Source organism: Streptomyces sp. NPDC090025 (assembly GCF_044748125.1).
Classification (GTDB): domain Bacteria; phylum Actinomycetota; class Actinomycetes; order Streptomycetales; family Streptomycetaceae; genus Streptomyces.
In genome coordinates, this window is record NZ_JBIVFL010000010.1 from 200,389 (window position 1) to 225,317 (window position 24,929).

Below are 24,929 nucleotides of genomic sequence, written 5' to 3' on the forward strand. Positions count from 1 at the left end.
CCAGGAACCGGCTGGAAGAGGCGTGTCGTGGCGAAGGACCTGGTGGATTTCGAGGACGGCTTTCCGGTGGCACGGAGTGCGGCCGCGGCGCGCGACCGGCGGGATCTGCGTCGGGCGGTCGAGGCGTACCGCTTCTTCTATCCGACGGTGTCGCTGGAGGGGATCTTCAAGGGGACCCGGGACGCGGGCGCGGTCGACAACGAGACGGCGTTGCTGTTCATCGCCCGGCCGCACCACACGGGCTTCACGCTGAACTCCGACACCCCGTACTCGGGTGGGATCCTCGACCTGCGCGAGAGCGGACCGATGGTGATCGAGCTGCCGCCGGGACCGCTGATCGGGCTCGTGGACGACCACCACCACCGGTGGATCGTGGACGTGGGGCTGCCCGGCGCGTACGGAGCGAAGGGCGGCAAGCACCTGCTGCTGCCGCCCGGCTACGACGGGGACGTGCCCGAGAGCGGGTACGTCGTGGCGCGCAGCGACACCTGGACGGCGTTCTGCGCGCTGCGGGTGCTGCCGCTGGGCGGGGACGTGGCGACGGCGAACGGCCTGCTGTCCTCGGTGCGGTTCTATCCGCTGGACCGGAGCGGCGACCCGCCGGCGTACACCTTCACCGACTACAGCGACCGCGCCATCGACTGCACCTGCCTGGCCTGGGAGGACAATCTGGAGTACTGGAAGGTGCTGCACTCGGTGATCGACTCCGAGCCCGCCGTCGAGGAGATGCGGCCGATGCTCGGGCTCCTCGCCGAGCTGGGCATCGAGGCGGGCCGCCCGTTCGATCCCGACGAGCGGACGGCGGCCCTGTTGACCGAGGCCGCGCGGATCGGGCGCGACGAGATGCTGGTCTCCGCCTTCGCCTCCGACCGGCCCGACCGGACGGTCTGGCCGGACCGGTCCTGGGAGTGGGCGGGGCTGCGGCCGGAGAACGGCACCTTCGAGAGGGAGGGGTCCTTGGACGTCGAGGCCAAGGACCGGTGGTTCGCCCAGGCGATCGTGGCGTCCCCGGCCATGTTCCGCCGGGCCGTGGGGCAGGGCTCGCTGTACTGGCTCGGCCTGCGGGACGCCGCCGGGAACTACCTCGACGGCGGCCGTACGTACCGGCTGACCGTCCCGCTGCCGGTACCGGCCGGCCTGTTCTGGTCCGTGACCGCCTACGACGCGCGGACCCGGTCCGAGGTCGTGGCCGAACAGGGGCAGGCGGCGCTGCGGTCCCTCTTCGAGAAGCTGGAGCCGGCGGACGGCGCCGAGAGCGTGGACCTGTACTTCGGACCGGTCGAGCCTCCGGGCGCGGAGGGACGGTGGATCCAGACCGTCCCCGGCCGCGGCTGGTTCACGTACTTCCGCATCTACGGGCCGGAGCAGGCGGCGTTCGACGGGTCGTGGAAGCCGGGTGACTTCGAGCCGCTCGAAGCCTGACGGCCCAGCCCTTCGGATCGGGTGCCGGCCTGACGAAGCGGACGCCGGTACCCCTCTGCGGCCCCTGACCTGCCTGAACGAGGTCTTGCCCTGCCTCACCTGGTGGATCGCGCCCGGCGGGCGCCATGCATCATGGCCGTATGACCGATCCTGGCTCACCACAGTTCATGCGGACGCCGACCGCCGTCGATCCAGGTGCGCTGCTGGCACTGTCCGACCAGTACCACGCCCGCCCCGTGCGACCGCTGGGCAGCCGAACGGTCGCCGGCCACCTGGTCAAGCCCTACGTGATCGAGGCACCGGGCCGCACCGTCACCGACGCGTACGTGCAGACCGTGCTGCGGGTTGCCGCCGATCACCTGGCGACGGCGCAGCTCCGGGGCTCCCTCGGGCTCGCCGTGCTGCTCCTCCACGCCGGCAGCGACGGCGACTACGTCCTCGTCCACACGTGGATCGAGGGGTACATGTCCGACCTCGCCCTCTACGTGGGTCCGGCCGGTGAGGCCGACCGGCTCCGGCCCGGGCGATCAGGACTCGCCCCCTGCGTGTGGGAAGCGGCGGTCCTGGCTCACGAACGGGACGCCTTCACCCGACACGTACTCGACGGGAACGGGCCGATCGAGGAACGGCTCATGGCCTGGCGCGACGACACGATGCGGGGGGAGGTCCGATGACCGCCGCCGCGGTCGCCCGGGTACGGCGCGCACGGGCTGCCGATCTTCCTGACGTCGCCCGGCTCGCCGCCGAGCACGCCGCCTACGAGGGGGCGCCGCCCCCGCCGGCCGATCTGGCTTCGCGGCTCGAGCGCCTGCTCTTCGGCACGGAGAACCCGAGGCTGCGCTGCTTCGTCGCAGAGTTGAACGATGGCCCCGTCATCGGCTACGCGTCGTGCGCGCCGGAGGTGTCCACGTGGGACGGAGCGGAATACCTCCACATGGACTGCCTGTTCCTGCGCGACGGTCACCGCGGCCTGAAAGTGGGCCCCATGCTGGTGGACGCCGTGGTGACCGAGGCCCGGGTGCTCGGGCTCGGGCAGGTCCAGTGGCAGACCCCGCCGTGGAACGCGGACGCGATCAGGTTCTACGACCGGCTGGGCGCTCAGGCGAGGGAGAAGCGACGATACTCCCTGCCGGTCGGCTGAAATCGGACGCCCGCGGTAGGTGTTCCCGCCGCGCTGCGTTCAGCGGTCGACGCGGACGACGGCCGGGGGTGCGTAGCGGCCGGTGAGGATGTCGGGGGTGGGCAGGTACTGGCGCAGGATGAGGCGGAACAGGACGCCGGGTTCGGTGGTGGGGAGCCAGTTGGACTCCTTGTCCGGGCCGGGGTTCTCGCGCTGGAGGTAGAGGGTGAGGGAGCCGTCGGGGCCGTAGGTGAGGTCCTTGGTGAGGCTGCCGAGGTGGTAGCGGCCGATCGGGTTCTCGACGAGGAAGCCCTGCGGGTTGAGGTACATGGTCACCGACCAGAAGGCGTCCACGGGCGGGAAGTCGTCGGGGCCGAAGCGCAGTTCGTAGCGGTGCTCGCCGGAGAGCGGGTCGCCGTCGCCGTCGAGGATGGCGCCGATGTAGTACGCCTCCTTCGCGCTGTTGGCGAGCAGGCCGAGCTGGGCGATCTCCAGGCGGGAGAAGTAGTCGGTGCCCCAGTCGCCGATCGTGTCGACGTCGACCATCACCCAGCCGTTGCGGGACGGGCCGGCGAACGGCATGTCCGCGTACAGGTCGCGCAGCCCGTCCGCGACCGCCCGCCGCAGCCCGTCGACGGCCGCGGGGTGCAGCCGGGAGGGGTCGAAGGGGCGGTGCGGGGTGATGCCGATGCGGGCGAGCAGACCGAGGACGCCGGCGTCGGCGGCCGGGGGCGGGCTCGCGCTCAGGCAGTCGGCGAGCATGCGGTAGAAGTCCAGGGGGTCGCCGCCCTCACCCCGCCAGTCGCGGGTGGGCGGGTTGGCCGAGGGGTCGGGCTTGGGGGCGGACGGGTCGGCGGGGCGCAGGGCGATCCGCTTCTGGAGGGCCACGGCGGCGGGGACGTCGTCGTCGAGGATCGTGACGCGGGCCAGGAGGCAGACCAGGGGGGTGGGGGCGGTGACGACCCGGGTGATGCCGTCGGGGACGGTGCCGCGCCAGCCGGGCCCGGCCAGCAGGTAGTCGCCGCCGGTGGTGTCGCCCATGCGCGTGCCGACGTAGCCGAAGCTGGTGGTGTACATGTCCAGGAGCTGGACGGTGAAGTAGCGGTCGGTGACGGGCGGGACGGTGAGGACCACCGCGCCGCCGGACAGGTCGACGAAGGTGCGTGAGTACGGGGCGTCGACGATCGGCGTGACGAAGTACGTGTCCTTCGGCTCCGCGCGGCGCGGGGTGTGGTGGATCTCGTTGATCGCGCCGAGGTGCGTCGGGGCGGACGCGTCGACGTGCCACTCCCACAGGCTGCGGTGCATCTCCAGGAGCGGGAAGCCGTAGCGGAAGGCCGCCATGCCGAGCCAGTACCCCTCGTCGGCCCGCGCCTTCTCGTGGGCGGCGGCGATCTGCTGCTTCAACGTCTGCGCGTCCATGCGGACTCCGATCCGGTACGTCAAGAAGGGGACACAAGCCCTATAACGGTCATCGCGTTCCGGTGGCGCCGCAACCGCGCCCCGCGACCACGGGGTGACAAGGGAGGTGGGTCACCCGTTCGGCCCCGCCTCCGTTGCGGCCCCCGCCGCCGGCGGAAAGGCTCGGGGCACACCGCCTGCCGTGGCGGGGGCGGAGCGGGGCCGGCACGGAGGAGGCAGCGATGGGTGACGCCGTCGGGCAGATGCTGGCATCGGCGGTGGGCATCGCCATCAGCCCGCTTCCTCTGATCGCGGTGGTGCTGATGCTGGCCACCCCGCGCGGCAAGGTCAACGGCACGGCGTTCACGCTGGGCTGGATGCTCACGCTCGGAGTGATCACCACGGTGGTCGTCCTCGCCGGCTCGGGCGCCGGCGCCGACGACGGGGGCACACCCGCCGAGTGGACGTACTGGCTCAAGCTCGCGCTCGGCGTGCTCTTCCTGCTCATGGGCGCCAAGCAGTGGAAGGACCGCCCCAGGGAGGGGCAGGAGCACGCGCTGCCCGGCTGGATGCGGGCGATCGACCGCTTCACCCCGGGCAAGGCGGCCGGCCTCGCGGCCCTGCTGTCCGGCGCCAACCCGAAGAACCTCGTCCTCGCGATCGGCGGCGCGGCCTCCATCGCGAGCAGCCCGGCGAGCGGCGGCGGCAAGGCCGTCGCCGGCGTCCTGTTCGTCCTGATCGGCTCGGCGTGCGTCCTGCTGCCCCTGCTCGTGTACGTCTTCGGCGGCAGCAGGTCGGCCGCGGTGCTCGGCGGCTGGAAGACGTGGATGGGCGAGCACAACAGCGCGATCATGACGGTGGTCCTCGTCGTGCTCGGCGCCAAGTACGTGGGGGACGCGATCAGCGGACTCGCCTCGTGAAGTTCCCCCGCTCATGGCACGGGCGGAAGCCGAGCCTCGGCCGCCCGAAACCCGCCGACGTCGGTTCCGGACTGGTCACCGGGCTCTTCTCGATCCCGGAGGGCATGGCGTACGCGGCGATCGCCGGCTTCAACCCGGTCGCCGGCCTCTACGCCGGCGTCGTCCCCGCGATCGTGGGCTCCCTGACCTCCCGTACCGTCCTCATGGTCACCACCCTGACCAGCGCGCTCGCGCTCACCTCGCAGAGCGTGCTGTCCGACGCCGGGCTCGACCCGAAGGACGCCGGGAACGTCGCCACCCTCACCCTGATGGCGGGCGTGGTGATGCTGCTGATGGGCGTGCTGCGGCTGGGCGTGGTCATGAGCTTCGTCTCCAACGCCGTCATGACCGGCTTCTCCACCGGCATCGCGCTCCAGATCATCACCGGTGTCCTGAAGGACGCCACCGGCTACAAACCCGAGGGCCGCAACCGCCTGCACCAGCTCGGCGACTGGCTCGCGCACATCGGCGAGTGGCAGCTCGCCGCGACCCTGGTGGCCGCCGCCACGATCGCCGTATGGGCGGCCACCCGGCTCGTACGGCGCCTGGAACCGGTCGCCCTGCTCGTCGCCATGGTCGTCGCCTCCGCGGCCGTCGCCGTGCTCGGCACCGACGTCGAACTCGTCGGCGGGATCGCCCACATCCCCGCCGCGCTCCCCGGCTTCTCCGCACCCGACCTGTCCGCCGTGCCCCACCTGCTCGGCGGGGCCGTCGCGGTCGCGCTCGTCGGCCTCGCGCAGGCGGCGAGCATCGGCCCGTCCGTCCCCAACCCCGACGGCTCCAGGTCCTCCGTGAACGGCGACTTCGCCGCCCAGGGCCTCGCCAACCTCGCCGGCGGCCTCTTCCAGGCACTGCCCTCCGGCGGCTCCCTCTCCCGCACCGGCGTCGCCGTCTCGGCCGGCGCCCGCACCCGCTGGGCAGGCGTCCTCTCCGGCGTCCTGCTCGCCCTGATCGTCCTCGTCTGCGCCCCGCTCGCCGAGCACATCCCCATGCCGGTCATCGGCGGCCTGATCCTGGTCGTCGGCGGCGAGCTGATCTGGGGCAAGCGCCACGACATCCTCCTCGTCCTGCGCACGTCCCCGCTGTCGTCCGCCGCGATGGTGCTGACCTTCCTCGCCACCACCCAGCTCCCCCTCCAGCAGGCGATCGTCCTCGGCGCCGTCCTCTCCCTGCTCCTGTACTGCGTCCGGGCCGCCCGCCGCGCCCGCCTCGTCGCCCTCACCGCCGACGACACCGGCCGCTGGCACCCCGGCGACGTCCCGGCCTCCCTGCCGCCCGGCGAGGTCACCGTCCTCTACTACGACGGCGTCGGCTTCTTCGCCGAACTGCCCCGCGTCGAGACGATGCTCCCGCGCACCGACCACGCCCGGGACGCGGTCCTGATCCTCGTCATGCGCGGTGTCCCCGACGTCCCCTCCTCCTCCATGGCCAAGGTCTTGCGCCGCCACGCCCAAGATCTTCACCGGGCGGGTGGCAGACTGTTTCTCGCCGGCGTGGAACCGGGCCTCGCCCGCGCACTGGAGGCCGCCGGTCTCGACCGGGACCTCGGCCCCGACGGCATCGTCCCCGCCTGCGGCGCGCTCTTCGACCCGCTCGGCCGGGCGATGACCACCGCGCACGCATGGATCACTGCCGCAGGAAGCCCGAGCCGACACGATCCGCAGGACGGACCGGAGCGGCCAGGAAGGCCCGGACCGTAGAAAGCCCCAGGTCACCGTTGTTGACCGCATCTGCTGGCACGTTGTGGCACGGCGGCGGATCAGCCACGCCACTCGACCAGGACGAGAGTGGCGTCGTCAGAGGTGGCGTCGCCGCGTGCCCGCTTGAGCGTGTGGGACAGAGCTGGTCCTCGCCGAACTGCTCCTGCCCGCTCTCGTGCTCCTCGACGAGGCCGTCGGTGAAGCAGAGGACGCGGTCCCCCGGTTCGAGCATCACACTGCTGACCTGTGGCTGGGCTCCTCCGAAGCCGACGGGGAGGGTGGTGGGGCTGTCCAGGCGGCCCATGACGCGGTGCTCGCGGATCAGGACGGGGGCGGGGTGTCCGGCGTTGACCCACTGGAGACGACCGGTGGTCGTGTCGAGCCGCAGCATCTGCGCGGTGACGAAGTGGTCGGGGGCGAACTGCTCGGCGACGGCCCGGTCCATGAAGAGGTAGATCTCGGACAGTTCGACGCTGATGCGGCGGGCGTGCCGGTACGCGCCGATGGCGACGGTGGCCATGGTGGCCGCGTCCAGGCCGTGGCCCATGGCGTCGATCATGGCGAGGTGGAGGGTGTCGCCGTTGAGGGCGTAGTCGAAGCTGTCGCCGGCCACGTCGTAGGCGGGCTCCAGGACTCCGGCGACGGCGACGCGCGGCATGGTCATGGTCAGCGGCGGCAGGAGCGACCACTGGATCTCCGCGGCGACGCTCATCGGCTCGCCGCGGCGGGTGCGGAAGAAGAGGTCGGTGTGGCGGTTCTTGGTCTGCAGCAGGTCGGCGACCAGTCCCGCGATCCTGCGCAGGAGACGGCGGTCGTCGTCGTCGACCGCGTCCAGGGTGACGGCCAGGACGCCGGCCTGGTCGCCGCCGTCGAGCAGCGGTACGTGGACGCGTACCCCGTCGGCCAGTGCCAGCTCGACCGGGAGCGACGTGAGGAAACACCTACCGGCCTCCGAGCCGTCGATGGACAGCGGCTCGCCGCCCGTCAGCCCTTCCGCGAGCAGGGGAACGAGCCGCTGCTGTCCGTAATCCTGAAGCAGGATCTGCGGGTCCATGCCCCCCAGCCGGCTCACCGTCTCGGCGACGACCAGCCCGACCCGGTCGGGTGGCAGCTCGTGCGCCCGGTCCAGGACCGTTCCCAGGAGTCCCTCCCCGAAGCTCTCCGAGCGATCCGGTTCGTCGAGCCGTCCGACGGTCATCCCGTTGCCTCCAACCGAGCGGCGATGACCTCGCCCCGCACCAGCGACATGGCCTCCAGGATGCTCCTCGGCGGCGGGTCACGCCACACATGGCCGTACCGCTGTCGCTCATGGAGTGGCCCCGATCAGGGTTCCTCGGGGTGATGGCCGTTGCCGGTGGGCGGTCTGCTGGTGGCGAGCCAGGTACGGGCGGGGCCGGCGGCGGCCCCGGTGTCGACGGTGAGGTGCAGCCGTGTGCCGCCGTCCGGCGCGGGGTAGCTGCGCTGTTCCGCCCCGGAGAAGCACCGGCGGATCACTTCGGCGACCGCACGGGCGGCCTCGGGTGTGGCGGAGACGATACGGATCTCGGCGTAACCCCCCTGCGGCAGGGGCTCGTTCTCGGTGGGGTGCAAGACGGCGTGCTCCGTTCGGGACGAAGGCGAGAGGCCGGCGGGTGGGTTGTCCCTGGGGTCGGGTGCCCCACCCGCGGCCTTCGGTCGGAGGAGTGGTCCAGGGTCAGGCAGGTCGGGCAGGTCAGGGCCAGGTGCCCGTAGGCCGACGATCGGCGATCCGTTCGGGCGGCCCGGGGTGGCCGTGGCCGGGGGGACGGCTGAGGGAGGGATAGGGGTCGCTGAAGCGGTGGGCCGCTATGCGTGCGTCGTGCTGGGCGTTCAGCCGGTGGATCAGGCGTGTGCCGAGCGCGATCAGGAGTGCGACTGCCACGAGCGTGATCACGGTCTCCATGTCCTCACCTCCTGGTGCGTCCCGGCAGCGGAATCATCCGCGCGCCGACGACCGGGTGCGCCGCTGGGTGCGACCGGGGCGCCGGGGCGGCCCCACCCTCGCTCTCCCAGACGTCCTCGCTGCTGCGTGCCTCCCGCATACGGCGGCCGGTCGCGGCCTCGTCGGACATCAGCGAGCCCGCGGTGAGGGTGCTGCCGGGGAGGGCGGCGGCGGTCATCAGCCGGGTCGCGGAGGCGGGTTCGGTCTTGGGCGGAATGACGAGCAGGTCGCAGCGGCCGGTCGTGGAGGACAGCAGGATGATCTTGTCCGGGTCCTGCTCGGTGAACCAGCCCACGTGCAGCAGGCGACCGGTGACGGCGACCTTGTGCGGGACGACGGGCCAGCGGCCGGGGTTCACCAGGACGCGGGTGATGTGACCCCAGTGCCCTTCGAGAGCTTCGGCCAGCGTCGGCAGCTCGACTGCCAGGTCGCGTGAACGCGGCCACCAGGCACCGTCGAGCCGACCGACGAGCATGGTCGTCGGGGTGAGCGCCAAGCGGGCCGGAAGTCCCGGGGTGAGGGCGCGGTTCGCTGTCCTGCCGAGTGTGGTGGTCATGACGGACCTGCCCCCGGGCTGCCCGTCGACAGCCCGGTTTTTCGTGTTCCCCGGAAATGACACCTGCGTGAAAGCTGGTGCTCGAAGTACTTCCGGTACCTCCAGGGTACGTCCGAGCAGTCCGCTTTCGACCTGATACGGGAGCGGCTTTCGGGCCTTGCGGACGAGTGCGTGGCAACGGGCGGGAATGGGGGAGCCGGAGTCGCCATGAGATCCCGTACCAGCCTCTCCGCCCCGGCCGCGGCCCCGCCCGGCACGCAGGGGTCGCGGCCGGCCCCTTCCCCTCCGGCCCAGACCCCAGGACCCTCGGTGCGCCTCCCAGCCACCAAGCCCCGCAACGCGGCCGCCTTGTGCGCCGTGGCGGCCTGCGCCATCGGCCTGACCATCGGCGCCGCACTCGCAGACGGCGGCCCCGACACACAGGCACCCCACGCGCAGATCGCTGCGATCATGAACGCCGACGGCACGGTGAACCGCGCCCGCGGCCCGGACGAGGTACGCCAGCCGGCAAAGGGCCGCTACTGTCTGAAGGTCACCCAGTGGCCCGGCCTCCGCTTCGACCGGACCGTACCCGTCGCCGGCCCCGTCGCCCCCGGACGTCCCCATCGACGGCAACGTGATCGCCACCCCGCTGCCACACCCGTACTGCGACAACGAGGACCGCACCATCACGGTCGTCACCGGCAATCACGCCATCCAGGGCGCGGACTGCCCTTCGCCCTCGTGGTCCCGTGACCGCCCGGACCGGTACCCGTCCGGCGCAGCCGGAGTGTCCTGGTCCGGAGACGGTCGTTCTCCTGTTCATGATCAAGCACATCTGTACGAGCCTGGCCCTCGCCGCCTCCGCCCTGCTCCTGACGGGAGCACCCACCGCCCACGCACACGCCGACGTCGACCTCGACAACGGCGCGACCCGCATGCACTTCCACGACTGTTTCGTGCGGGGCTGCGACGGTTCGATTCTGCTCGACGTCGGCGGCTCCCAGTCCTGACCCCTGCCTGGGGATCCGTTCACGGGCCCACACAAAGCAGGGTGGGGCGGGTCCATGCCCGCCCCACCCGGCGGCATTTCAAAGCCTCGACGGAGCGAAACGCTCGTTGGAGTCGTGAGGGGAGTCGGGCGCCTTCTGGGCGGCACGGAGAGGTCAGGCGAAGGCCAGCTTGCGGAAGGCGTTGCGGGTGTCCGTCAGCGGCTGGCGGTCGCGGGTGTAGTAGAGCTTGTTGGTCAGCAGGGCCGCCCATCGGTCCTGGGCGGGGGAGATCCACATGCCGGTGCCGGTGAAGCCGTAGTGGACCCAGACGTCCTGCTCGCCGGTGGTGCCGGGGGCCGGGTGCCAGAACAGGCCGCGTTCCGGCTGGAGGCCCCCGGTCTGCACGGTGAGGGAGAGGGCGGTCCACTCGGCGCCGAAGCCGGCTGCGGTCGGGGCTGTGGTGGGGTTGAGCATGTAGCGGAGGAAGACGGCCAGGTCGTCGAGGACGGTGAAGGTGCCGGCGATGCCGCACACTCCGTCGAGGAGGCGGGCGGAGAAGTCGTGGGCGACGCCCTTGAGGTGAGTACCGGTGTCCTGGTCGAGTTCGGTGGGGGCGCATCGGGACGCGATACCGGCGGGCAGCGGGCCGAAGCAGGTGGTGTTCATGCCCAGCGGGTGCCAGGTCCTCGTCTCGCAGAGCTGGTCGAGGGGCCAGCCGGAGAGGTACTCGGCGAGGTAGCCGAGGATGAGGGCGGACCGGTCGGTGTACTCGACGGCCTCGCCGGGCGGCCGGTTGAGGGCCTCGTGCAGGACTCCGCGGCGGATGCCGGCGGGGTCGGTGCCGTAGAGGTTCTTCAGCTGGGCCCGGAGGGGGAGGCCAGCGGTGTGAGTCAGGAGCTGCCGGGCGGTCACGACCCCGAGCGGGTGGCCGGTCACCTCGTCCCAGAAGGTGCCGAGGGGGGCGTCGAGATTGAGGACGCCGTCCTCCCACAGAGCTCCGATGGAGGCCCAGACCGCGAGGATCTTGGTGAGGCTGGCGGCGTCGAAGACGGTGTCCGGTCGCATCCTCACGTTCGGCTCGTCGGGGTCCAGGACGCCAGTAGTGCCCGTCGCCCGGACTCCACCGGAGTCGCCGACGGCCCATACCGCGCCCGGGTAGACCTTGTCGCGGACGCCTTCGCTCAGCAGGTGCTCGATGCGGTCGGTGCGGTACGGCATGGTCTCCCTCTTCGTGTGGGCATCCCAGCGGCCAGCGTAGTGAGCTGGTTCGGGCGGTCCGGGCAAGGCGTGCCGGTGGTCAGGCGAGCTGTTGGCCGAGGGTGGTCAGTTCTCGGGCGGTCTTCGACAGGGGATAGCGGCCGGCGTTGGCGTATCCGGCCTGTCGCAGAGCGGGCAGGAGGCCGGGTTCGGTCCGTAGGCGGTCCAGGTCCCGGGTGAGGGCGGTGGGGTGGGTGAAGTCGGTGGCCATACCGGAGCGGGCGAGGGCTTCGCTGAGGCCGGGAACGGGCTGGTAGAGGACGGGGAGGCCGCAGGCTTGGGCTTCCAGGGCGACCAGGCCCATGGCCTCCAGGGTCGTGGAGGGCATGACGAGCACGTCGTGCTCGGCGAACGTTTTCCACAGCTGGGGACGACGAAGCCAACCGAGATAGCGGGCCCTCACCCCGGCCCGTTGCAGCCGTGGGGCCAACGCGCGGAACTGGGCGCTGGGGGCGGCGATCGACAGCTCGACGCCTTGGAGTGGGGCGACGCTCCGGATGAGGGCCTCGATGCCCTTCTCAGCGGTCAGTCGGCCCGCGTACAGCAGGCGGAGGTGGCTCTTCGCCGGGCGGGTGGTACGGAGGGGTGGATGGCTGAGCAGCCGATCCGGAATGCCCCAGGGGATGTGGTTGATCTTGCGGCGGTCGGTCTGCGGGGCGAGCTTGAGGAGGTGGTCGGCCATGGCGCCGGTGGGGACGACGATGGCGTCGGCTGCCCGGGCGGTCGCCCGCAGGATCTGGAGCTGGTCGCGGTGGGCCTCGGCGAAGAGCAGGTCGGTGCCGTGGACGAGGGCGATGCGGGGGTGCGCGGGCAGGGCCCGGATCAGGGCGGGGGTGGCGCCGAAGGCGAGGTGGTGCAGGTGCAGGACGTCGATCTGGGAGGGGTTGATCGCAGCCGTCAAGGCTTGGCGGAGGTGAGCGACGTACCGATGGAAGGCAGGGCCCTCCAGGCACTTGCCGGTCGTGCTGAGCAGGTCGAGGCCGGGCGGTGTCCGGGGACGGGGTCCGGCCGGGGCGAGCATGAAGGCCCTGGCGGGGATGAGGGGTTCCTCGCCGGTGTAGAGATCGAGGAAGAGTTCGACGCTGCCACCGGGACTGCCGGCGGGCAGGTCCAGGAAGGTGGCGACCAGCGGATTCCGGTCAGGACTCACCGGCGGCCTCCGCCGATCTCCTCGTAGAGGCGGGAGATGTCGATGCCCTCGGTGGCCGCGTACTTCGCGGGCTGCTGCTGGTAGCTGGCCGGTGTGCCCTGCGCGGCAAGGAAGACCAGCTTGCCGAACGTCATGCCGGGATAGACGCGGACGGGCCGGGCGGCACGGATCTCCAGGGTCCAGCGGATGGCGTGGCCCTGGTGGCCGAGCGGGGCGGAGACGTGGACCCAGATGCCGAGGGCGCCGATGGTGCGGTCGCCGTTGAGCATCTGCGCGTACGTCTCCGAGCCGGTGCGCTCGTGGGTGACGCCGAGGTAGAGCAGGCCGGGCTGGAGGACCAGGCCGGTGGTGAGGATTTTCTGCTCGGTGTAGGTGGTGGGGACGGCGGCGTCGAGGTCGCCGGCGCAGACGCGGAGGGTGTCGCCGAGGCGCCAGTCGTAGGCGTTCGGGGAGACACGGGCGGGGTCGTACGGGTCGATGGTGATCTCGCCGGCGCGGACGGCGGCGCTGATGGCGGGGCCGGTGAGGATCACGAGACGACCACCCCGAGGCGGGCGGCGTCGCGCCAGTAACGCGAAGGCTGGGGGCCGTCGGCGGCCTGGTACTTGCCCGCGTACAGGTCGACGTCACCGGTGGAGACGAAGAACATGATTTGCCCGATCTTCATGCCCGCGTACACGCGCAGGGGACGGATCGGGGAGAGCATCAGCGTCCACTGGCCGTGGAAGCCGATGTCGCCGATCGGGGCCGTGATCTCGACGAATAGACCGAGCCTGCCGACGGAGGAGCGGCCGAACAGCAGCGGGACGAAGGTGTCGGAGCCGACCTGTTCGAGGGTGTGGCCGAGGTAGAGCTCACCGGGCTGGAGGACGTATCCGTTCTGACCGATCTCGACCGTGGTGGTCGGGTTCGGGTGGTGGGCGTCGATGACCGGAGCGTTGTAGGTCAGCAGGGTGGGGCCGAGGCGGACGTTGTAGCTGTTGGGGTTGACCTGGTCCGGCTCGAAGGGGCTGATCGTGAGGCGGCCGTCGCGGGCGGCGGCGGTGATCTCGGGGCCGGTGAGGATCATCGGGCGCCCTCCTCCTTCTCGGGCAGCGGGGTGGCGATGATGCGGCGGACGGCCTCGCCGAGGCGGAGGCCGGCCTGGTGGGTGCGTCCGCCGAGGTACGTGTCGGCGAGGTAGTCCGTGGTCAGTACAGACCGGACGCCCGGCGGCAAGGGCCCGGGGGAGACGGCCAGCGGGCCGGTCTGCTCGGTCAGGTGCGCGAGCAGGCCGTCGGGGTCCTGCGCGTGCCGGTCGGGCAGGAAGGCGTGGACGAGCTGGTTGTCGAACGGCTCGATGGCCAGCAGGTCTCCGATCGTGAGGACGTCGCCGAGGCGAGTGGGCCGCAGGGCGGTGTCGTTGAGGATGACGGCGTCGGCGCCGAGGCCGGTGTGGAGCCTGGAGGCGACGTCCTTCAGGAGCCGGTGGCGGACTAGGACGGTGTCGCGGTAGGGCTCATTGACGGTGCCGAGGCGAGTGGCGAGCATCCGGCAGGTGGCGGTGATCTCCTCGTCCAAGGTGGCGAGGTAGTCCGGGACCGGCGTAGGGGCGGGGAAGAGGGCTGTACGGGCGGCCCAGCCGGAGCCGACGGGTTCGGCGGCGGCGTACCCGGCGGCCAGCTCACGGCCCTTGACCACGAGGGTGTCTCCGACGTGCACCGGCCCGTAGGTGTCGCTGTGGCAGTGTCCGGCGAAGACGACGTCCACGAACGGGCAGGCGGCGGCGAGCTTGAGGTCCTCGTCGAAGCCGGAGTGGGACAGCACGATCCAGGAGTCCACGTGGTGGTGGTGCTCCAGCATCAGCTCGCGCAGCGCGGTCACGGGGGCGGTGACGCGGTGCCCCGCCCGCTGGTCGGCGGGGATGGTGCGGAACGCGCTGACGCCGATGACCGCGGTGACGGCGACCCGGCGGCCGAGTACGTCGACGACGCGGAGGCGGTCGAACAGAGACTGCCCGGTGGTGGCGTCGACGGCGTTGGAGCAGATCGTCATCGCGTGTAGGCCAGGTTCGAAGTAGTGGGGCCAGCCGTGGTTGCCGGGCGCCAGCACGTCGTACAGCGTCGTGAGGATCTCCCGCTCGATGGCTCCCTTGCCCAGCCGGTAGTAGCCGGTGCCCTCGAAGAAATCGCCGCAGTCGACGATGAGCGAAGTCTCCTTGAGGGCGTGCAGGTGAGGAAGGAGTCTGTGGGCCTGGTCGAGGGCGGAGTGGAGGTCGGTGGTGGCCACGATCTGGCCGTACGTCCTGCTCATCGCGGTACGTCGGTGAGGTCGGCGCCGAGGGTGCGGAGCTTGGCGGGTAGGTCGGCGTGGCCGCGGCGCAGCTGGTCGAGGCCGCTGACGGTGGTGGCGCCCCGGGCGCTGAGGCCGGCGATCAGGAGGGTGGAGCCGGTGCGGATGTCGGTGGCCTTCACCGGCGTGCCGGTCAGACGCTGAGGGCCGGTCAGGCGGCACCGGGTGGGCGAGAGCTCCTCGATCACCGCTCCGAGCTCCGCGAGCTGGGGGAGGAGGTTGCCGTGGCGGCCGGGGTTGATGTCGTCGGCGAAGAGGTGGGTGCCGGGCAGGGTGAGAGCCAGGGCCATCAACGCGGGTTCGAAGTCGGCGTCCAGGCCGTCCGGGGTCAGGGATGCGATCGCCCGCAGGGGCCGTCCACTTACGCTGCGGGCCCGGTGGACGGTGATCGCGTCGGGGGCGAGGGTGACGGGAACGCCGGCCCAGTCCAGCAGGCCGGCCAGCACCTTGAGGTCCGAGCCGGCGACGCCTTCGATACGGCCTTCACCGCCGGTGGCAGCGATCGCGCAGGCCAGCGTGCCCGCCTCGATCTTGTCGCCGGGCACCGTCCAGGCGACGGTCCCGACCGGGACGCCCGGTGGCGGGACCAGCGTGATCTTCTCGCTGTCGGCGTGAGCCGTCCATCCGGCGGACCGTAAGGCGGCGAGTACGCCCGTGGTCTCCGGGGACAGGTTGGGGTTGCCCAGTTCCAGGCGGCTGCCGGCCACGACCGCCCGGCAGATTGCGGCGATGCTCGCTCCCCGTGAGCGGAACGGCAGCGTCAGGGCGACCTTCTCGCGGGCCTGTTCGGCAGCCAGGACGCGGTACCCGGAATCGTCGACAAGGACGGTGTCGCCGAACGCCTCGTAGACGGTGAAGTGCAGCTCCATCCCGCGGTCACCGATCTGGCAGCCGCCGGGCCAGGGAAGGGCCGCCTGCCCGTAGGCGGCAAGGAGTGGCGCCACCAGGTAGTAGGAGGCCCGAATCCGGGCGGCGTCCGTCAGGTCGGGTGCGGTGGCGGGATGCCCCTTGGGCGCCACGATCACCGATCCCGGCTCGGCGACCGGGCGGGCGACGCGGTAGCCCGTCTGTTCCAGCAGGCCGAGCATCCTCTGGACGTCGGCGCTGGCCGGGACGCCGGACAGGCGGACTCCGCGGCCCAGGGACGCGGCGGCGGCCAGCAGCGGCAGCGCCGCGTTCTTCGAGCCGTCCACCCGGACTGTCCCGGCGAGCGGGCGGCCGGGGCGGACGGTGACGGTGTCGACGACTCTCGTACGGGCGGGGGCGAGATCCATCAGAACCTCCTGGTCGCGGGGCGGTATGGCTGGTCAGGGGCCGGTGGAGAGGTGCGGGGAGACGATGTCCGGCGCGGCCGCGGTCGCTCGGTGGACCGTGGCGTCGAGGAGCTGGGCGGTGTGGGGATGCGTCCAGGTGGGCCCGGCCAGGCCGGCGAAGGCGAGGAACGTCAGGGCGATCCGCCCGCTGCGGTCCACCCGTACGCGGGCCGGAGCGTGAGGGAAGCGATGCCGGGCCCTGTTCATGAGGTCGCGCCGAGGGCGTTCTCGTGGGCGTCGAGGAGGCGGGTGGTCTGCGCGTACAGCCGTTCCAGCTCGGCGGAGGTGAGGACGAGGGCTCCCTCGCGGGTCGAGCCGTCCTCGAAGTGAATCTCCACGGGCACCGAGCCCTGGCGGGCGCGCGGGTCGTAGACCGCGTCGCGGCCGGGCAGCAGCGTGGCGTGGGTGGCCTGCGCCGGCACCGGGCGCAGCGTCGTGCCGTCCGCCGGGGCGGACCAGGCAGGGCCGCCGCCGGGCGGCCGCAGGTGGTAGGTGGTGGCGGAGTCCTCGCCGGGGAGGGTCACCACGACGCCGACCCGGCCCTGGCGGGCGGTGTCGGCGGCGAGGTCGCCGAGCTGAGGGAAGAAGGGAGCCGCTGTTCCTAACTCGGATCCCTGGGCGGGGAGATGGGCAGAGCGTCGTCCGGTCATGCCCCGAAGTTAGGGACGGCCAAGACCCCGAATATGAGCCGGAGGAATAGGACCCCTATCCGTCCAGGTGGAAGCGGTCGGACATGCGCCGCAGCTTCTCTCGCGTGGCTGCCCGTTCGGCGTAGACGATGCTGCGGAGCGTCGATCGGGCGATGGGGTGGTTCCGTACGAGCTGGGGTGCGATCCGTTCGGCGGTCTCCAGCTCGCCGAGTGCCTTGTCCCGGTTGCCGTCCCACAGCCACGCGCGAGCGATGTCCATGTGGTGGTGCCCCTGACGAGAGTTGGGCAGCGCGCCGACTAGCTCGGGGCTGGTGCGGCGGTTGATCTCCAGGGCCTTGCCCTGCTCGCCCATCTCCAGGGCCACGCTGATCGCGTGGATCTGCACGTTCCCGGCGGAGAACGTCAGCGAGTGCCGGTCGTACACCGGGGCTCCTGCGTACGCGTCCATCCGCTCGGCGGCGTCCTTCGCGTACCCGATCCGGTCCTCCGCCTCCGAGGCGCGGCCGGCACGGGCGGCGGAGACCGCGGCCCGGAGCTGGAGGGTGCCCCAGGCGCGTACGGCCAGCGGCTCGCCGTGCTCGTACGCCTGCTGCACCGATCCGATCGCCTTGTCCGAGAGCGTCAGCGCGTCCGACCAGTCGGCCGTCGCCCACATGTCCCAGACCCGCATCCAGTCCGCGACCGCAGGCAGCACCGGGTCCCCGGACAGACGAGCCGACCACGCGGCCCGCTCGCAGGCCATTGCCACCAGCTCGGGGTGGCCGAGGGAGTGGGCCGCGGTGTGCGCGAACTTGCAGCACACCGCGTAGATCGCGTACGCCTCCTCCCGCTCGTGCCCTTCCGACATCTCCGCAAGGGCCCGCGCCTCGCGAAACAGATCCGGTAGGACGCGGAGGATCGCCACGTTCGAGGCGGTGTCACGCAGCCGGTGCAGGCGGGTCACCTCACGCCACAGCTGCGAGGCCGGCCTCGGCGTCCCGTCGAAGACCGGCGCGAGGTCGTAACGGCGCAGCTCACGCAGGATCGACGAGGCGGCGACCTGCCACTGGTTGTCCTCCGGGGAGCTGCTGTACGGGCGCCCGATTAGATCGTTCGGGTGGACGTGCAGCTCGGCGGCGATCTGGTTGAGCAGCCCGACCCGATCGAGCTCGATCAGACCCCGCTCCATCTTCGACACCCAGCCCTGCGACTTCCCCAGGGCCGTCGCCAAGTCCGCCTGCGGCATCCCCAGCCGCAGCCTCGCCCTGCGGACGCGCCGACCGATCTCCTCGGCTTCCTCCAGCATCAGGACACCTCCCAAGCTGCCGGGCGGCCTGGCTGATCACCAGGGCGTCCGTGCAGAGTTCGTCCCCAGCACGGTACCCAGACGGACGCGGGCCGCGAGAGCCTTGTGGAGATTCCCGCTCGGGCGTTCTCCGTCACGACGCCGGCTGACATCACGACCGAGAAGGCAGGAGTCCTGGGGGCCGACGTGTATGCGTCGGCCCCCAGAGCGCGGGAACGTCAGCCTCGGCTCAGCAGTTCGTCGATGAGGGCACGTGCCTCGGCTGTGAGGCCGTCGATGACCTCCTGGGCGTAGCGGGTGTCACGTCGGGCGGCGAGCTCCTGGACGGCGGGCCAGTTCGCCGTGATCTGTTCGATGGTCTGCTGCGCGTGGTGTACGGCCTCCTCCCAGCGGTCGACCGTGGCGATGGCGTCGTCGAGGGCGAGAACGCCTGCAGTCACTTGTTCGGCGAGGTCGGCGTCGTGCCGACGGAGTCGGTCGTAACGCTCCTGGAGAGCCTCGGCGTTGGCCTTGAGCCCGCAGGCGGTCTGGTAGGCGGAGTCAAGGCCGAGGGTGCCGGCGCGGACCTGCTCGGCGAGGGCCGGGGCATGCGTGAGGACGACGTTGGCAGCGGAGAGACGGCTGCGACTGAGCCCGTGGAGTTTGGCATGGGCCCGCAGGGAGTGTCCCGAAACGGAACGCATGGCCATGGCGGTGATCATCGCCTGCTGGCCTTTGCTGATGTGCCGGCGGTACACGTTGCCGCTGTAGATCACGCGGATGGGGTCGTTGCCCGTGTAGGTGGTGAAACGGGGCTCGACGGCGGCGAGCTTGCAGGCGGCGAGACGGTTGCGGCCGTCGAGGAGGACGCCGTCGACATCGAGGACGATGTCCTCGTGCTGGCCCTCGGTCTTGATGGAATGGGCGAGGTCGAGCAGCTCGCCCTCGTTGAGCATCGGGAAGATGTCGGCGATGGGGTGGATCTTCAGGGTGTGCTCCTTGTCGGATGACGGGGTGGGGTTCAGCGCGTGCGGCGCTGATGGACGGTGTGGACGGGACGGTGGGGAGCCGACTGGGGTGCCGGGGCGCGGTTGGTGGTGCGCTGCGTCAGGTCGGCGAGGCGGTGCAGCCGCCAGGTCAGGACTTCGCTGACATTGGTGGCGGTGTCGAGTTCTCGCCCGGCGGAGGCTTCGACGAGGAGGGTTGTGGGGTTGTGGCCGGCGGTGCCGGCTTGGGCGAGGGTGGCTGCGAGGACGGGCCAGCCGGGCTCGGCGAGGATCTGGTCGGCTTGTTCCGGGAGCGCTCGGCGCACCGTCGCCACCTGCTGGCGACGAATCCACTCGGGCAGCTCGGTTCCTCGCCGGTGGGCCACGGCCAGCGGCTCGGCTGCCGTGGCCTGGTACGCGGTCCGGAGATGCTCGGCTGCCTGCCGTGCGGCCTCCGCCTGCTGGTTGTGGCCGCGGCTGCGGTGCCAGAGCTGCGCGGCAACGACCGCCAGCAGAACGGCGTCGATGACGGCTGCGAGGAGGGCTCCGTTCCTCGGGGCGGGCTCCCGCAGGATCGCCTTGACCGCCCGGCGTGTGGCCTGAGCCTGCTGGTGCTGGGCGCGGATGCGGGAGCGGCTGGCCCGCTCGAAGGCGGTGGCTGCCTGCAGGAGTCCGGGCCGCAGCGCCGGAGGGGCGGCGAGGGGCAGGATGTCGAGGGTTTCGGCGAGGACGACGATGTGCGCCTGCCCGGCCTCGTTCTCGCTGTGGTCGAGGAGCTCGGGCACCCGTTCGGTGGCCTGGGCGAGGCGACGCCAGGCACCGGACTCCGGCAGTGCCGCTGGACTGGTGTCGGTGGCGGTGAGGCGTTCGTGGATCTTGGGGTAGGACAGGTCGGGGGCGAGGGTGGAGCCGGAGTACCAGACGGGCTCGCCCTGGGCGTTGGTGTCGCCGGCGAGGGCGACCTTGTAACCGCGGATGTCTCCGGAGGGGAATCGCTGGATCTCCACGAGTGCCCCGGAGCCTTCGAGGATGCGGAAGTACTCCTCCGGTGTGGTGGCTGCTGCGAGAAGGGTTCGGGCAGTGGTGCGCAGGCGTTCGCGGGCGGTTGTGGCTCGGCCGGTCCGCTGGGCCTTCTCCTGTTCGGCGCGGGTGGGGCGCTTGGCGGCGGTGCGGTCGCCGCGCGGGACTTGGCGGAGCCCGTACTCCTTCTCGATGGCGACGAGTTCCTTGTCGGCACGCAGGAAGTCGTTCCAATTGCGGGGCGGACGGAGGTCGCCTCGGACCTTGGTGGCGACGATGTGGATGTGGTCGTCGGCGTGGCGGACTGCGACCCAGCGGCAGGCGTCGGGGTCGCCAGCGGGAGCGATGCCGGTGGCGTTCAGCACGCGGCGGGCGATGGTGGCCCACTCGTCGTCGGTCAGGTGGCGGTCCTCGGGTGCGGCGCGGATCGAGCAGTGCCAGACGTGGTTCTTCGGTGCCTTCGGGCCGGCCTGCTTGACCCGCAGGTCGAGGACGGCGGCGAGCTGGGCGAGGGTGGTGGCGGGGTCGCGGCCAGGGTCGGGGGCGAAGCTGTCGAAGGAGGCGACGAGGTGGGGGTCGGTGTGCTCGTTGGCGCGGCCGGGCCCGTAGAGGTAGTTGAGTACGCCCCTGGTTTTGTGGCCGGGCTTGACGATGTTCGCGATCAATCAGGCCGCCCGGTGGTCTGTGGCGGCCACATCCGCGGCGGTATCGACCGTGACGACCGCCTGCTTCACCGCCGCCACGAGTCGGCGGGCCTCGGTGAGCACGGTGGCGTCCACAGGGTGTGCCTCGCCGCCGGCGTTCAGGCGGTGGGCGATCTGGTTCGCGTTCGTGCCGATCCTGGCGAGCTGGGTGCGCAGCGCGGCGTACTCGTCGATCAGGTCGTCGGTGGCGGTGCGCTGATCGGGCAGGGCGAGGTCGCCGTTCAGGTGCGCCATGACGATGGCACCGACGAGGTGCGCACCGGCCAGGTTGTGGCGGCGGGCCTCGTCGAGGATCGCCTGTTTCTCGTCGGCGCTGTAGCGGACGTCGACCCGTTCCTTGCGCTGCACGTCCTGGCGGGCGCGGCGGCGGGCGACACGGTGCAGCGCGGCCTCGTCGGCGGCACGCACGCCTCCTGTCCCCGGTGCGCCCTCGCGTCGGGGACCTGCCCCCGCCACCCCCGGGGCGGAGGCTTTCGCGTGGGACCGGCCCTTGGACGGTCCAACGCCATACCTTGCTCCGCCCGGGGCTGAGGTGGTGGTCGGCTGCTGGACGGCGTACGGGGCGTTGGGGAGGGACTGTTCGTGCATGCGCGGGCTCTCTGATCAGGGGGATTGCGGAAGCGGTCTCGCCCCGGAGGGATTCCGGGACGAGCGTCTGGGGGAAGGGCTCTGGCCCTACACGGCGACCTTGGTGGAGGACTGATCGCGCTCGGCCTGGAGCAGGGACTTGGCCTTCTCCAGGCGTTCGCGGCGGCCGGGCCGCAGGCCCTGCTCGCGTATGGCCGTTTCCATGTGACGGCGGGAGACGCGGCCGTCACGTCCTAGCGGAGCGGCACGTCCTATCTCGACCACCTGGTCCCACGTGGCCATCGGTCGCTGATCGCCGCGTTTGGCGGTCGGCTTCCCGGACTGGGCCACTTGCTCGGGCGCCTCCTCGGGCTCCTCGGCCACGTCGTCGTCTGACGGCGGTTCCTTGGCGGCTGCTGCCGCGCCACCTTCCGAGGTGGTGGCCGCCGCCTCGATGTGGCGGCCTTCGTCGCGAGGCTCTGCGTGGGCGGGGCGGCGCTGGACGAGGAGGTAGAGGTGGACGGCGCCGGCGAGGGCGAGCGGGGCGATGGCGGAGATGACGCCGACGGTGATGTCGTCGAGGGCGAGCTCGCCCGGGCGGGTCTGCTGGTTGAGGCGGACGGCGTGCAGCACGTTGGCCCAGATGCTGGTGACGGTCGCGATGCCCACCAGGGCCGAGACGTACAGGCGGGGCTTCAGCGGCGCGCTGCGCAGGACGAGGAGGGCGCCGATGCCGATGGCAATGAAGCCGTCGATGACGAGGGGGAAGGCGTAGGTGAGCAGCCAGTGGATGTGGCTGGCCGCGGCCATCTGACGCAGGGCGTCGTAGGAGAGCGCGAAGGCGGCCAGGGCCAGGAGAGCTACGCCGACGCGGATGGCGAGTGCCAGGGGCGCTGGCACGGAGACGGCGGGGGTGGGAGGGATCAAGCGGCGTGCTCCAGGGGATGGGTACGGCCACCGGGGGCGTGGGTGGCCATGAGTGCTGGGACTCGTCCCACTCGTCCCGTCGCTGGTCAGGGCAGGTACGGGTGGGGCGGTGATGTCGAGTCGACTCGTTGCGGGTCGGTGACTCGTCCCCGCGCTGACCTGCGTGGGGACGGGTGGGACGAGTCGGGGAGGTCAGGCGTCGGGTTCGACGGGGAGGGCGGGGGCTGCCTCGGGCGGGCAGTAGCGGGTCCAGGCGTCGGTGAACTGGGCGCGGGTGAAGCCCTTGGCTTGGTGGCCGCCGGGGAAGCGGCGGTTGGCCGACTTGATGCCGTAGTCCTGGAGCAGGATCTGCAGGCCGCGCGGGGTGAGCCCATTGGGGCTGTGTTCGGCCCAGGGTGCCTCGGGGTCGGCGTTGAGGATCTCCAGGAGGCGGCCGGTGCGGATCGCCGGCTGGTCGCCCTCGGAGGCGAAGGCGCGGCGGATGTCGGCGAGGATGCGGATCTTCAGCCCGCCGTCCTCGTCACGCCCGGCCTCGTAGTCCGTCATGGCGGTGCACGCGGTGCGAGCCAGGACGGGCCAGTGTCCGCCCGCGAGGTCGGCGACGCTGACCAGCGGCGCCCAGGTGTCGGCGGCGCGGTCCTCTACCGGCATCTTCGGCTCCAGGGCGAGTGCCTTCTCGCGCACGGAGGCCAGCCAGGCCGCCAGCCGTGTGCGGAGCTCGCGGACCGCCAGGTCGTCGCGGCCGTAGCGCCAGAAGCTGACCTCCTCGGTCCCGGCTCGCCGCCGCATGCGGATGACGACCGACCGGTCCATGATCGTGTCGGGCAGGTCGCCGATGCCGGCGAGGGCAGCCATGGCGAAGGTGTCGAACTTGACCACCTCGTGGTTGGGACCGGTGACGCGCAGGGTGGGCCGGTTGCGCTGGTGGCCGGCGTTGAGCAGGCCGCGCATCTCCTCGTTCTTCTCCGCGACCTTCGCGCTGCCGAAGATCGTGTCGACCTCGTCCACGAGCAGCGTGGGCGGGTCGCCCGCGCCGATCGACCGGAAGATCGCCGCAGCGGACGCGTTGACCGTGATCAGCGGTTCGTGGACGGCCTCGATCAGGACTTCGAGGAGCCGGGACTTCCCACAGCGCTTGGCCGGGCCGACCACCGCGAGGCGGGGCGCATGCTGCCAGACCGTCTGTAGGTGGGTCGCCGCCGCCCACAGTGCGGTGGCGGTCAGGGCTTCGTCGCTGGGCATCACGACGTAGCGGCGGATGGCGTCCCGGAGCAGGTCCAGGACCTCTATGCCCTCGGGGTCCGCGGCGGGCGGCTGGCCGGGGATGGCGGTCGGCGGCCACTCGGCGGGAAGGGATGGCGTGTTCGGTGTGGCTTCGTCCATACTGGACATCGAGCTCCTCAATCTGCGGCCGTATGGGACGGCAATCCCGGCACTGCAGCTAGTCGTTCAGGGATGGGCGGCGTGAGGTTTGCGCTTTGAGCCCCTCGGTGTCGCAAGCACTGGGGGGCTTTTTGCATGTCTGGCTAGGTGCTGGCGTCTCCTGCGGGCAGCAGCGGTCCAGTACAACAACCATGCCATACGCATAGCAGCTATGCAAGTGGCAGAACGTAGTGTACTGTTTAGGCTGCTGCGAATTGCAGGGACATGCTGCGAGAGGAAGGAGGGGGTCAATGCCCGACGACGACGGCGAGGACGCATCCGAGGGTGTCCTGCTCAAGGGCGAGGACAACGCCGCCAAGAGGATCAAGGCCGAGCGCGAGCAGCGTGGCTGGAGCACCACCACGCTCTCCGACCGGCTTAACGAGGCCGGCTACGAGATGAATCCGTCGGCGGTGTGGCGGATCGAGAACGGCAAGCGCCGTATCAACCTCGACGAGGCAATCGGCTTCGCAGAGGTCTTCGGCGTCTCGCTGTCCAACCTCGTCGGCCCGCCGGGCCTGGCCGCCGCCGGCCGTGCCATGGAGCTGATCGACACGGTCGTGGCCGCCAACGCGGCCGCCCAGAGAGCCCAGCACGCGTACCGCCGGGCCAACGCCGAGCTCATCGCCTACCTCGACGAGCATCCGGACATCCGCGAGGCGGCCGACGTGATGGTCAGCAACGCCATCGCCGAGAACACCATGAAGATCAACCAGGAGGAGTTCGGCCTGCCGCCCCAGCCGTAGCCCGCCCTTCCGGCCGCCCTGGACCGCAAACCCCAGGATCCGGCCGCACCACACGCCCATCCCATCCCTGAACGACACCGGCCCGGCCGGGGTTGCCGCCCCACACGCCGAGGCCAGGAGAGGACCACGCTTGCGCCACGCCGCGATACCCCATGCCTACGTGCAGCCCCCGCACCCGGACACCGCCCCGCCACGCCTGTACCTCCCTGAGGACGTCGCCGCTGCGCTCGGCTGCTCCGCCTGGTGGGTCAAGGACCGCGCCCGCCGGCGACTGATCCCGCACACCAGGGTCGGCCGGTCCTACCGCTTCACCGGCGAACACCTCGCGGAGATCATCCGCATGCACGAAGCCCTGCCCGCCGTGCCTCAGCCGCCGACTCCGCCCGCCGTCTCCAAGGCGCCCCGTCTGGCCTCCCCGTCCACCCCACCCGTTCCCGTGACCCGGCTCCGAGCCAGGCCCCCGCGCCGGTCCGGCCAGGGCCTGTTCGGGACCGCCGCGTAGC

The 24,929-nt window shown here is 71.6% G+C and carries 26 protein-coding genes and 1 pseudogene; 8 read left to right on the forward strand and 19 right to left on the reverse strand.

Going from position 1 to position 24,929, the window contains the following annotated elements; translation table 11 throughout:
* Window positions 1–27: 27 nt before the first annotated feature.
* The 3 genes from ACIPXM_RS23145 (at window position 28) to ACIPXM_RS23155 (ending at window position 2,563) form a co-directional block, all read left to right on the forward strand.
* Entirely contained in the window at window positions 28–1,422 is a 1,395-nt protein-coding gene (locus ACIPXM_RS23145) for a DUF1254 domain-containing protein (protein ID WP_401658295.1), read from the forward strand.
* Window positions 1,423–1,562: 140 nt separating this feature from the next.
* On the forward strand, window positions 1,563–2,096 hold the full coding sequence (locus ACIPXM_RS23150) for a hypothetical protein (RefSeq protein ID WP_401658297.1): 534 nt from the start codon (window positions 1,563–1,565) through the stop codon (window positions 2,094–2,096).
* The gene (locus ACIPXM_RS23155; RefSeq protein ID WP_401658299.1) at window positions 2,093–2,563 is read left to right on the forward strand and encodes a GNAT family N-acetyltransferase; all 471 of its coding nucleotides are present in this window, start codon (window positions 2,093–2,095) and stop codon (window positions 2,561–2,563) included. Before ACIPXM_RS23150 ends, ACIPXM_RS23155 begins: the two co-directional genes overlap by 4 nt.
* A 39-nt stretch (window positions 2,564–2,602) precedes the next feature.
* Here ACIPXM_RS23155 and ACIPXM_RS23160 read toward each other — a convergent pair whose 3' ends face one another.
* On the reverse strand, window positions 2,603–3,964 hold the full coding sequence (locus tag ACIPXM_RS23160) for a DUF1254 domain-containing protein (protein ID WP_401658301.1): 1,362 nt from the start codon (window positions 3,962–3,964) through the stop codon (window positions 2,603–2,605).
* A gap of 221 nt (window positions 3,965–4,185) precedes the next feature.
* Here ACIPXM_RS23160 and ACIPXM_RS23165 point away from each other — a divergent pair, with 221 nt between their 5' ends.
* A complete protein-coding gene (locus tag ACIPXM_RS23165) occupies window positions 4,186–4,863 on the forward strand; it encodes a GAP family protein (protein WP_401658303.1) in 678 nt (225 codons plus the stop codon).
* Window positions 4,860–6,602 (forward strand): SulP family inorganic anion transporter, encoded by a 1,743-nt coding sequence (locus ACIPXM_RS23170; RefSeq protein ID WP_401658305.1) that lies wholly within the window; start codon window positions 4,860–4,862, stop codon window positions 6,600–6,602. The genes ACIPXM_RS23165 and ACIPXM_RS23170 overlap by 4 nt, the downstream gene beginning before the upstream one ends.
* 59 nt (window positions 6,603–6,661) lie before the next feature.
* Here the strand turns inward: ACIPXM_RS23170 and ACIPXM_RS23175 are convergent.
* The 4 genes and pseudogenes from ACIPXM_RS23175 to ACIPXM_RS23190 form a co-directional block, all read right to left on the reverse strand.
* Window positions 6,662–7,800 (reverse strand): annotated as a pseudogene (locus ACIPXM_RS23175) (PP2C family protein-serine/threonine phosphatase).
* Between the two features lie 125 nt (window positions 7,801–7,925).
* Window positions 7,926–8,192: a hypothetical protein gene (locus ACIPXM_RS23180; protein WP_401658307.1), complete on the reverse strand. Its 267-nt coding sequence runs from the start codon at window positions 8,190–8,192 to the stop codon at window positions 7,926–7,928.
* 121 nt (window positions 8,193–8,313) lie between these two features.
* Window positions 8,314–8,523 (reverse strand): hypothetical protein, encoded by a 210-nt coding sequence (locus tag ACIPXM_RS23185; RefSeq protein ID WP_401658309.1) that lies wholly within the window; start codon window positions 8,521–8,523, stop codon window positions 8,314–8,316.
* A 4-nt stretch (window positions 8,524–8,527) separates the two neighbouring features.
* The gene (locus ACIPXM_RS23190) at window positions 8,528–9,118 is read right to left on the reverse strand and encodes a DUF5994 family protein (RefSeq protein WP_401658311.1); all 591 of its coding nucleotides are present in this window, start codon (window positions 9,116–9,118) and stop codon (window positions 8,528–8,530) included.
* Between the two features lie 803 nt (window positions 9,119–9,921).
* On the opposite strand from ACIPXM_RS23190, the gene ACIPXM_RS23195 reads away from it, so the two are divergent.
* Window positions 9,922–10,110 (forward strand): peroxidase family protein, encoded by a 189-nt coding sequence (locus tag ACIPXM_RS23195; RefSeq protein WP_401658313.1) that lies wholly within the window; start codon window positions 9,922–9,924, stop codon window positions 10,108–10,110.
* A gap of 153 nt (window positions 10,111–10,263) precedes the next feature.
* Here the strand turns inward: ACIPXM_RS23195 and ACIPXM_RS23200 are convergent, their stop codons facing one another.
* From ACIPXM_RS23200 to ACIPXM_RS23265, 14 genes are all read right to left on the reverse strand, one after another.
* On the reverse strand, window positions 10,264–11,307 hold the full coding sequence (locus ACIPXM_RS23200; RefSeq protein ID WP_401658315.1) for a serine hydrolase domain-containing protein: 1,044 nt from the start codon (window positions 11,305–11,307) through the stop codon (window positions 10,264–10,266).
* A gap of 79 nt (window positions 11,308–11,386) precedes the next feature.
* The gene (locus ACIPXM_RS23205; RefSeq protein ID WP_356931623.1) at window positions 11,387–12,496 is read right to left on the reverse strand and encodes a glycosyltransferase family 4 protein; all 1,110 of its coding nucleotides are present in this window, start codon (window positions 12,494–12,496) and stop codon (window positions 11,387–11,389) included.
* Complete coding sequence (locus ACIPXM_RS23210) at window positions 12,493–13,029, reverse strand: dCTP deaminase domain-containing protein (RefSeq protein WP_356931622.1); 537 nt, start codon at window positions 13,027–13,029, stop codon at window positions 12,493–12,495. Before ACIPXM_RS23210 ends, ACIPXM_RS23205 begins: the two co-directional genes overlap by 4 nt.
* A complete protein-coding gene (dcd, locus tag ACIPXM_RS23215) occupies window positions 13,026–13,565 on the reverse strand; it encodes a dCTP deaminase (protein ID WP_401658318.1) in 540 nt (179 codons plus the stop codon). Before dcd ends, ACIPXM_RS23210 begins: the two co-directional genes overlap by 4 nt.
* On the reverse strand, window positions 13,562–14,788 hold the full coding sequence (locus tag ACIPXM_RS23220; RefSeq protein WP_401658320.1) for a metallophosphoesterase: 1,227 nt from the start codon (window positions 14,786–14,788) through the stop codon (window positions 13,562–13,564). The genes dcd and ACIPXM_RS23220 overlap by 4 nt, the downstream gene beginning before the upstream one ends.
* Window positions 14,785–16,101, reverse strand: a complete 1,317-nt coding sequence (locus ACIPXM_RS23225) for a UDP-N-acetylglucosamine 1-carboxyvinyltransferase (protein ID WP_401658322.1) — start codon at window positions 16,099–16,101, stop codon at window positions 14,785–14,787. Before ACIPXM_RS23225 ends, ACIPXM_RS23220 begins: the two co-directional genes overlap by 4 nt.
* Window positions 16,102–16,134: 33 nt before the next feature.
* Window positions 16,135–16,299 carry a hypothetical protein gene (locus tag ACIPXM_RS23230; protein ID WP_401658324.1) on the reverse strand — a complete coding sequence of 55 codons (165 nt, stop codon included), beginning with the start codon at window positions 16,297–16,299 and terminating at the stop codon, window positions 16,135–16,137.
* Between the two features lie 44 nt (window positions 16,300–16,343).
* Window positions 16,344–16,790 carry a hypothetical protein gene (locus ACIPXM_RS23235; RefSeq protein ID WP_401658326.1) on the reverse strand — a complete coding sequence of 149 codons (447 nt, stop codon included), beginning with the start codon at window positions 16,788–16,790 and terminating at the stop codon, window positions 16,344–16,346.
* 55 nt (window positions 16,791–16,845) lie between these two features.
* On the reverse strand, window positions 16,846–18,075 hold the full coding sequence (locus tag ACIPXM_RS23240; RefSeq protein WP_401658328.1) for a helix-turn-helix domain-containing protein: 1,230 nt from the start codon (window positions 18,073–18,075) through the stop codon (window positions 16,846–16,848).
* 218 nt (window positions 18,076–18,293) lie between these two features.
* Window positions 18,294–19,010, reverse strand: coding sequence for a plasmid replication/partition related protein (locus ACIPXM_RS23245; protein WP_401658330.1), 717 nt, complete (start codon window positions 19,008–19,010; stop codon window positions 18,294–18,296).
* A 65-nt stretch (window positions 19,011–19,075) separates the two neighbouring features.
* Window positions 19,076–20,725, reverse strand: a complete 1,650-nt coding sequence (locus ACIPXM_RS23250) for a relaxase/mobilization nuclease domain-containing protein (protein WP_401658332.1) — start codon at window positions 20,723–20,725, stop codon at window positions 19,076–19,078.
* Window positions 20,726–21,172, reverse strand: coding sequence for a plasmid mobilization relaxosome protein MobC (gene mobC / locus ACIPXM_RS23255; protein WP_401658334.1), 447 nt, complete (start codon window positions 21,170–21,172; stop codon window positions 20,726–20,728). It lies immediately after the preceding gene.
* A gap of 267 nt (window positions 21,173–21,439) precedes the next feature.
* The gene (locus tag ACIPXM_RS23260; RefSeq protein ID WP_401658336.1) at window positions 21,440–22,258 is read right to left on the reverse strand and encodes a DUF2637 domain-containing protein; all 819 of its coding nucleotides are present in this window, start codon (window positions 22,256–22,258) and stop codon (window positions 21,440–21,442) included.
* Between the two features lie 192 nt (window positions 22,259–22,450).
* The gene (locus tag ACIPXM_RS23265) at window positions 22,451–23,641 is read right to left on the reverse strand and encodes a DUF3631 domain-containing protein (protein WP_401658511.1); all 1,191 of its coding nucleotides are present in this window, start codon (window positions 23,639–23,641) and stop codon (window positions 22,451–22,453) included.
* 290 nt (window positions 23,642–23,931) lie between these two features.
* Here ACIPXM_RS23265 and ACIPXM_RS23270 point away from each other — a divergent pair, with 290 nt between their 5' ends.
* Complete coding sequence (locus ACIPXM_RS23270; protein ID WP_356931611.1) at window positions 23,932–24,426, forward strand: helix-turn-helix transcriptional regulator; 495 nt, start codon at window positions 23,932–23,934, stop codon at window positions 24,424–24,426.
* A gap of 130 nt (window positions 24,427–24,556) precedes the next feature.
* Window positions 24,557–24,928: a helix-turn-helix domain-containing protein gene (locus ACIPXM_RS23275; RefSeq protein WP_356931610.1), complete on the forward strand. Its 372-nt coding sequence runs from the start codon at window positions 24,557–24,559 to the stop codon at window positions 24,926–24,928.
* Window position 24,929 lies beyond the last annotated feature (1 nt).

What these genes read in the sequence shown, in the direction of transcription:
- ACIPXM_RS23150 (WP_401658297.1), top strand. Translation starts at nt 1,563, where the DNA reads ATGACCGATCCTGGCTCACCACAGTTCATGCGGACGCCGACCGCCGTC.
- ACIPXM_RS23155 (WP_401658299.1), top strand. Translation starts at nt 2,093, where the DNA reads ATGACCGCCGCCGCGGTCGCCCGGGTACGGCGCGCACGGGCTGCCGAT.
- ACIPXM_RS23160 (WP_401658301.1), bottom strand. Translation starts at nt 3,964, where the DNA reads ATGGACGCGCAGACGTTGAAGCAGCAGATCGCCGCCGCCCACGAGAAG.
- ACIPXM_RS23165 (WP_401658303.1), top strand. Translation starts at nt 4,186, where the DNA reads ATGGGTGACGCCGTCGGGCAGATGCTGGCATCGGCGGTGGGCATCGCC.
- ACIPXM_RS23185 (WP_401658309.1), bottom strand. Translation starts at nt 8,523, where the DNA reads ATGGAGACCGTGATCACGCTCGTGGCAGTCGCACTCCTGATCGCGCTC.
- ACIPXM_RS23190 (WP_401658311.1), bottom strand. Translation starts at nt 9,118, where the DNA reads ATGACCACCACACTCGGCAGGACAGCGAACCGCGCCCTCACCCCGGGA.
- ACIPXM_RS23195 (WP_401658313.1), top strand. Translation starts at nt 9,922, where the DNA reads ATGATCAAGCACATCTGTACGAGCCTGGCCCTCGCCGCCTCCGCCCTG.
- ACIPXM_RS23200 (WP_401658315.1), bottom strand. Translation starts at nt 11,307, where the DNA reads ATGCCGTACCGCACCGACCGCATCGAGCACCTGCTGAGCGAAGGCGTC.
- dcd (WP_401658318.1), bottom strand. Translation starts at nt 13,565, where the DNA reads ATGATCCTCACCGGCCCCGAGATCACCGCCGCCGCCCGCGACGGCCGC.
- ACIPXM_RS23220 (WP_401658320.1), bottom strand. Translation starts at nt 14,788, where the DNA reads ATGAGCAGGACGTACGGCCAGATCGTGGCCACCACCGACCTCCACTCC.
- ACIPXM_RS23225 (WP_401658322.1), bottom strand. Translation starts at nt 16,101, where the DNA reads ATGGATCTCGCCCCCGCCCGTACGAGAGTCGTCGACACCGTCACCGTC.
- ACIPXM_RS23235 (WP_401658326.1), bottom strand. Translation starts at nt 16,790, where the DNA reads ATGACCGGACGACGCTCTGCCCATCTCCCCGCCCAGGGATCCGAGTTA.
- ACIPXM_RS23240 (WP_401658328.1), bottom strand. Translation starts at nt 18,075, where the DNA reads ATGCTGGAGGAAGCCGAGGAGATCGGTCGGCGCGTCCGCAGGGCGAGG.
- ACIPXM_RS23245 (WP_401658330.1), bottom strand. Translation starts at nt 19,010, where the DNA reads ATGCTCAACGAGGGCGAGCTGCTCGACCTCGCCCATTCCATCAAGACC.
- ACIPXM_RS23265 (WP_401658511.1), bottom strand. Translation starts at nt 23,641, where the DNA reads ATGGACGAAGCCACACCGAACACGCCATCCCTTCCCGCCGAGTGGCCG.
- ACIPXM_RS23270 (WP_356931611.1), top strand. Translation starts at nt 23,932, where the DNA reads ATGCCCGACGACGACGGCGAGGACGCATCCGAGGGTGTCCTGCTCAAG.